Origin of the sequence: Streptomyces sp. NPDC127119 (assembly GCF_042677425.1) — a bacterium.
Taxonomy (GTDB): domain Bacteria; phylum Actinomycetota; class Actinomycetes; order Streptomycetales; family Streptomycetaceae; genus Streptomyces.
The window spans coordinates 22,470-29,419 of sequence record NZ_JBHXTO010000028.1 but is presented as its reverse complement, the minus strand read 5'-3'; the positions used below and the strand labels follow the sequence as shown (position 1 = coordinate 29,419).

Sequence of the window (6,950 nt, the reverse complement as noted above, 5' to 3'; positions counted from 1 at the left end):
ACCCATGGAATTCAGCCTGATCTTCTTCTCCGGGGACGAGAAGAACAAGTACCGGTTCGTCTTCGACGCCGCCAGGTACGCCGACGAGAACGGCTTCACCGCCATCTGGACCCCCGAACGGCACTTCCACCGCTTCGGCGGCCTCTACCCCAACCCCTCGGTCCTGGGAGCCGCGCTGGCCGGCGCCACCCAGCGCCTGGGCATCCGCGCGGGCAGCGTGGTCCTGCCCCTGCACAGCCCGATCCGGGTGGCCGAGGAGTGGGCGGTGGTCGACAACCTGTCCCACGGGCGGGCCGGCATCGCCCTGGCCACCGGATTCAGCCCGGTGGACTTCGCCATCAACCCCGACGGCTGGCAGGACCGGCGACAGCGCACCTTCGACGCCGTGGACACCATCCGCGAACTCTGGGAGGGCGCGCCGGTCTCCGCCCAGGACGCCCTCGGGAACTACGTCGAACTGGAACTGCACCCCCAGCCGGTCCAGCCCCAACTGCCCATCTGGCTCACCTGCACCAAGAGCCCGGACACCTTCGAGACGGCCGGCCGCCTCGGCTGCAACGTACTGACCGCCCTGATCGACATGACCAACGAGGAACTGGAGGACAAGCTCGCCCTCTACTACAAGACCCTCCAGGACTACGGGCACGACCCGGACGACGTCACCGTCACGCTGATGCTGCACACCTTCATCGGCACCGACCTGGAGGAGGTGCGGGAGACCGTCCGGCCGCCCTTCACGGACTATCTGCGGTCCTTCCTGACCGTCATCGACTCGCAGAAGAAGAACCTCGCGCCGGGAGCCGGGGTACGGGACATGTCCGAGGCCGACCAGGACCAGCTCATCGAGTTCGCCTTCGACAAGTACTTCGAGAAGGGCGCCCTGTTGGGCACCCCCGACTCCTGCACCGCGGTGGTCGACCGCTTCAAGGGCATGGGCGTCAAGGAGATCGCCTGCCTCATCGACTTCGGCGTGGACGAACAACTCGTCGTCGAGAGCCTGAGCCACCTCAACGAACTACGGAGGCGCTACGCATGACCGCCGGTGTTCCCGCGGAGCTGGCCGCACGGCTCGCCGCGCTCACCCCCGACCAACTGGACCGGCTCCGAAGCCGGTTACGCGAACAGGCCCCGCGTGCTGAGGTGCGGTTGACCCCTGGCCAGGAACGGCTGTGGCACGCCCACCACACCGCAGCCGGACAGCCCGTGGACGTGGTCTGCCAGGCCGTGCGCCTGACCGGGGCCCCGGTCGACCTCGACCTGCTGGCCGGTCGCGTCCAGGGTTTCGTCCGCGCCCACGAGGCGCTGCGCACCACGTTCGAGGAACACCTCGGGGTCGTGCGGCCGAAGGTGCACGAGAACCTGCCTCCCCGGCTGGTCCGCACCCGCTGCCCCGCGGGCCCGGAGCAGGCGCACGCCCTGGCCCGTGAGCTGGCGCACGAGCCGTTCGACCTGGCCGCAGGGCCGCTCCTGCGGGTGGCCCTGGCCGAGGGAGCCTCCGACGAGGAGGCCTGGCTGCTCGTCGTCGTGCACAACCTGGTGTTCGACGCCTGGTCCTTCGAGCTGCTGCTCGACGAACTCGCCCGTGAGCCGGCCGTGCCCGCTCCCACGGCGCGTCCCTTCGGCCGATTCGCCCTGGAGCAGGCCGAGTCGACGGCCGGACCGCAGGGCCGGGCGGCGGCCCGCTTCTGGGCGGACGAACTGGCGGGAGCCCCGCCTCCGCTCGCCACCGACCGCCCCCGGGGACAGGCCGCCCCCGGCACCGGTGGACGGGTGGACCTCACCCTGCCCGGCGCCGTGGCCCGGGGCATCCCCGCGGCGGCCCGAGGCTCGGCCGCCACCGCCTACGCGGGCTGGGCGGCCGTCGCGTGGGCCACGCTCGCCGAGTTCAGCGGCCGGCCGGACGTGCTGCTCGGCACCTTCACCGCCAACCGGGACCGGCCGGACGCACAGCAGACCGTCGGCTACCTGCTCAACGTGCTGCCGCTGCGCCTGCGCGACCCCGGTGACGGCACCTGGGCAGCGCGGATCAGGGCCGCCCACACGGCGTCGAAACGGGGGCTGCGGCATGCTGCCTACCCGGCAGAGCTGATCACCGCCGAACGCCGACTCCCCGGCCTGCACCCGCTGTTCGACGTGGCGTTCGTGTACGACAGCCCGGCCGAAGGCCCTCGCAGGGTGCAGGGGGCCGTCGTGTCCACGTCGGACGTGGACAAGGGCGTGGCCCGCTACGGCCTGACGATCGCGGTCCACCCCGCGCCCGAAGGTGCCTCCGGCTGGATCGAGTACGACACCGGGCTGTACGACAGGAGCACGGTGGACCACCTGGCCGACCGGTTCACGGCGCTGGCCGCGCAGGCGTCCGGTGCGACAGAACACATGCCAGAACACATGTCAGGGCACGCGCCAGAGCACGTGGCAGGGCCCGCGTCGCGAGAGGCCGGACAGTGATCACGCCGCGGCTGTGCGCCGCCGCGTACGAACTGGGCGAGTACGAGGCGCCCGTGACGGAGCTGCCGGAACTGGACGCCGCGCCGGACGTGGCGGCCGAACTGACCTCCCCGGCGGCCGGGTTCGCCGTCTACCGCTGGTCGCAGGCGCCGCTGGTGGAGCTGATGGCCGCGGCCGTGCAGAAGTGCCTGGCCGGAGCCGGTGTCCCGGGCAAGGCCGTGGACACGGTACTGCTCGCCACGGACTCCCTCCCGCACGACCGCAGCGCCCACCGTGAGGTCGCCGAGCTGCTCCAGGAGACCGGCATGACCGGCGCCACGGTCGCCACGCTCGGCCTGATGGACTGTGCCACGGCGATGTTCGCGCTGGGCAACGCGGCCTCGCTGGTCCGCGACGGCACCGCACGGCACGTCATGGTCGTCAGCGGTGACCTGGCCGACTTCTCGACCGGCGGGGAGCGCCTGGTGGCCGGTGGCGCTGCCATCGCCAGCGACGGGGCCGCAGCCGCCCTGGTCTCCGCCGACGCGCCGGGACTGCCGATCCTGGCCATGGCCAACCACGGCGCGGCCGAGGAGCGCCGGGACGCGCCGCCGCACCAGCGGCTGACCGCCCGGCTGACCGCCTACCGGGAGCTGTTCACCGGCCTGTCGGACCGGCACCGCGTCCGGCCGGACGTCTCGCTCGTCCTGCCCAGCAACTTCGCGCGGAACGTGATGGAGATGTACCTCGCCGACGTCGGGTTCGACAGCCGGCGGATCGCCATGGACAGCGTGGGCCGCATCGCCCACTGCCAGGGCAGCGACCCGCTGATCCATCTCGCCGACCGGCTCGGCGCACCGGAACCCGCCACCGGCCCGGGCACCCCGGAGGAGTACGTCCTGCTAGGTGCCGGCATGTCCCATCTGGCCGCGGTGCTGCTCGGCGCCGACGTGCTCCCGGCGGAGGGAGAGATCCGTTGACCATCCACGCCACGGCCGCGGAGCCGGTGACCGCCTCGCTCCTGCGCACCACCGCCCGCTGTCTGCCCACCGGGGTCACCGTGGTGACCAGCGGGCTGGGGCCCCACATGCACGGGATGACGGTCAACTCCTTCACGACCCTGTCGCTCGAACCTCCGCTGGTGTCCTTCAGCGTGCGGCACGACGCCAGGATCAGAGGGCTGGTGGAGCGGACCGGCGGTTTCGTCGTCAACGTCCTCGCCGCCGAACAGGCCGAGCTGGCGCGGTGGTTCGCCAACCGGAACCGCCCGCTGGGTGCGGAGAGCTTCGCAGAGGTGCGTACCGAGGACGAGCCGGTGACCGGCGGTGTACGCATCGCCGGGTCCGTCGGGTACTTCGCCTGCCGGGCCGTACGGTTCATCGAACTCGGCGACCACATGCTGGTGGTCGGCCTGGTGCAGGAGTGCGGCGCCCGCGAGAAGGTACCGCAACTGCTCTTCGTCGACGGGGAGTTGGGCCCCGCTTCGGCGCGTCCCGCCCAACCGCCCCGAGCCGGGGAAGAGTGATCCGGCACAGGGCACGAGACGCGATCCGAGAAGTGCCCCGAACAGGGCCCCCAGACGTGATCCGGGAAAGGAGCAGTGCCCGAAGATGACCGCACCGCGCATCCGCGCACTCCAGGAGTCGGACTATCCCTCGCTGATCGCCCGGGTGGACGGCTGGTGGGGCCGCCCGGCAGCCCACATGCTGCCCCGGCTGTTCCTGCGCCACTTCCACGCGACCAGCCTGGCGGCCGTGACCGGCCAGGGGGTGCTCGCCGGGTTCCTGGTCGGCATCGTCTCGCCCTCCGAACCGGGGGAGGCGCACACCCATTTCATCGCGGTCGCTCCCGACCACCGCAGGTCCGGCCTCGGCGGTGTGCTCTACGGACGGTTCTTCGAGCTGGCCGCCGAGCAGGGGTGCCGGACCGTCACCGCCGTCGTGTCGCCCGGCAACACCAGGTCCCAGAGCTTCCATCTCGCGACGGGGTTCGAGCCGGTTCCCCTGCCGTCGGCGGGCCCGCCGGACGCGGAGGACCTGGCTGCCGCGGAGGGCTTCGCGGACGCGGAGAGCCTGCCCGTCTGGAAGGACTGGGACGGCCCGGGGGAGGACCGCGTCCGGTTCTCGTACGCACTGTGACGAGGAGAGTCACCCATGCTGAACATGTTGAACATACTCACCACCGAACGGGCCGTCCTCGACAAGGCGTTGCCCGGTTTCGACGACCGGCTGGCCGAGCTCGGCACGGCGGCCGTGGAGGACCCCGGCACCCATGTCGTCGAGGAGTTCCGCGAAGCCGGCGGTGGCAATGTCCTCATCCCCGCCGCCCTGGGCGGCGGCGGCCTGAGCTGTCTGGAAGGGGCGCGGCTGCAGCGGGCGGTGGGCAGCCGGGCCCCGTCGCTGGCCGTGGCGTCGACCATGCACCACTACAAGGTGGCCTGGCTGGCGCACGTGCTGGGCGACGGGGCCGCCGACGTGCTCGCGGAGATCGTCGGGCGGCGGCTGCTCGTCTCCTCCTGCGGTGCCGAGGGCGCTTCCGGCAAACAGCTCTTCGCACCCGGCATCAGGGTGGCCGCGGCGAAGGGCGGCGGTCTGCGGCTCACCGGTTCCAAGCGGCCCTGTTCCCTGGTCGGATCGATGGGCCTGCTGACTCTGCTGGCACCCGGGCCGCCGGATTCGCCGTACGCGGGTGACCTGTTGATCGTGATGGTGCCCGCCGAGACGCCCGGCCTGCGCCGGGAGCCCTTCTGGGGAAACCACGCCCTGCGGGCCGCGCAGACCGACGCCGTGGTGCTGGACGACGTGTTCGTCCCGGACCACATGATCGTCCCGCTGGGAGACCCGGAGCAGGCGGCCGGCCGGCTGAACTCGCTCATGGCACGCTTCCTGATCCTGATCACCGCCGCGTACGTGGGCATCGCCACCGGCCAGGTGGAGCGGCTCTTCGCGGACGGACGAGGACAGGCAGGCGACCGGGTGACGGCCTTCGGCCCGCTGGAGACGGTGTCGGCCGCCGTCGAGGCCGTCGCCCGCGAGCTGGACGACGGCACACCGGAAGAAGCACTCATGGGCCGGATCCTGCTGGTCCGGTACACCGCCCAGCGGGCGATCACGGAGTCCACCGACCGGGTCCTGGAGCTGATGGGCGGCATGTCCTTCGTGCGGGACGGCCATGGGGTGGACCTGCTGGCCGCCAGCCGCGCGCTGGCCTTCCACCCTCCCTCGGAGCACACCATGCGGGAGCCGCTGGACGCCTGGCTGAGCGGGGGCGAACTCTCGCTGCTGTGAACCACCGGCCGCGAAAGGAGGGGGACGCCGTTGTGTTGTCACCGATGCCACCGACGTCATCCATGTCACCGACGTCGCCGATGCCACCGAGGTCACTGCGGGACGAGACCGCGACCGGGACGGGGACCGAGACAGGGGCCCGGACGGGGGCCGTCGCGGCCCCGCCCCTGATATGGCCGGGAGAGGCCGAGGACCTGCGCGGGAAGCTGGCCGTCGCCGCCCGGGGCGAGGCCTTCCTGCTCCACGCGGGCAGCGGCACCCCGCCGGGGGCGATGCCCCGCGCCGAGCACGTCACCCGGCAACTGACCGTGCTGGCCCAGGCCACGGTCGTCCTGTCCTACGCGCTCGGCGTCCCGGTCGTGCCCGTCGCCGAGATCCACGCACCCCTCGCCGAAGGACGCACCGGACCCGTCCGGGCCCCGGACGTCCACCGGGCGTCGGCCGTGACCCTCAACCTGGTCCGGGCGTTCGGCAGCGATGTCCGCCCGGAGGTCTCGTGGGCGCACGACCTGAACCGGGCGTTCGTCGCAAGCTCCCCGGAGCGCGCCCGTTACGAGCCGCTGACCAGCAGGATCGACTCCGCGCTGAGTTTCCTGCACGCCTGCGCGGGCAGGCCCGCGGTGTTGCCGCGGCCCGCCGTCAGCCGTCCCGCCCTCGCGGGCGACTCGGCCCCGCCCCCGGCCGACGTCCCCGGCGGCGGCCGGTGGGACCCCGTCGGCCACATGGTCTGGCTGCACCCCTCCACGACCGGCACCGGCCGCCTCGTACCGTCCGGTGCCGCCGCGCAGATCAGCAATCCCGTAGGTGTGGTGGTGGAAGCCGGCACCACCCACGACGCCGTCCTCGCCCTGATCGACCGACTGGACCCGGAGCGCTGCGCGGGACGGCTCACCTTCCTCACCCGGTTCGGCGCGGACCGGATCACCGACCTCCTCCCGGAACTGGTGCAGAAGGTCGCCTCCACCGAGGCCGAGGTCGTCTGGGCCTGCGACCCCTGGCACCGCAACCGCCGGGACCCGGCGGGTGTTCTCACCGAGGCCCGCGCCTTCCTCGCTCTGCACCGGGCGCTCGGCACCCACGCGGGCGGCCTCCACCTGCCCCCGCACGCAGGGGCCGCCGCCCGGCCCGGCGCACTGGACCTGGTCTTCGCGCTCGCCACGGCCGCCACCGGCCGGAACGACTCACCCATGACCGCGGCCCCTGTCGCCGGGTAGTCCGGCAGAAGCCACGTACGCC

Annotated in this window: 7 protein-coding genes; all 7 read left to right on the top strand. The window is 72.6% G+C overall.

Annotated features, from left to right (window positions below):
• Positions 1–4 precede the first annotated feature (4 nt).
• Entirely contained in the window at positions 5–1,036 is a 1,032-nt protein-coding gene (locus tag ACFVH5_RS15480) for a MupA/Atu3671 family FMN-dependent luciferase-like monooxygenase (protein ID WP_385834189.1), read from the top strand.
• Complete coding sequence (locus ACFVH5_RS15475; RefSeq protein WP_385834187.1) at positions 1,033–2,448, top strand: condensation domain-containing protein; 1,416 nt, start codon at positions 1,033–1,035, stop codon at positions 2,446–2,448. The genes ACFVH5_RS15480 and ACFVH5_RS15475 overlap by 4 nt, the downstream gene beginning before the upstream one ends.
• Positions 2,445–3,407: an acyl carrier protein gene (locus tag ACFVH5_RS15470; protein WP_385834186.1), complete on the top strand. Its 963-nt coding sequence runs from the start codon at positions 2,445–2,447 to the stop codon at positions 3,405–3,407. Before ACFVH5_RS15475 ends, ACFVH5_RS15470 begins: the two co-directional genes overlap by 4 nt.
• On the top strand, positions 3,404–3,952 hold the full coding sequence (locus ACFVH5_RS15465) for a flavin reductase family protein (protein WP_385834184.1): 549 nt from the start codon (positions 3,404–3,406) through the stop codon (positions 3,950–3,952). Before ACFVH5_RS15470 ends, ACFVH5_RS15465 begins: the two co-directional genes overlap by 4 nt.
• An 85-nt stretch (positions 3,953–4,037) precedes the next feature.
• Complete coding sequence (locus tag ACFVH5_RS15460; protein WP_385834183.1) at positions 4,038–4,565, top strand: GNAT family N-acetyltransferase; 528 nt, start codon at positions 4,038–4,040, stop codon at positions 4,563–4,565.
• A gap of 15 nt (positions 4,566–4,580) precedes the next feature.
• Entirely contained in the window at positions 4,581–5,714 is a 1,134-nt protein-coding gene (locus ACFVH5_RS15455) for an acyl-CoA dehydrogenase (protein ID WP_385834182.1), read from the top strand.
• 80 nt (positions 5,715–5,794) lie between these two features.
• The gene (locus tag ACFVH5_RS15450) at positions 5,795–6,928 is read left to right on the top strand and encodes a 3-deoxy-7-phosphoheptulonate synthase (RefSeq protein WP_385834181.1); all 1,134 of its coding nucleotides are present in this window, start codon (positions 5,795–5,797) and stop codon (positions 6,926–6,928) included.
• Positions 6,929–6,950: the final 22 nt, after the last annotated feature.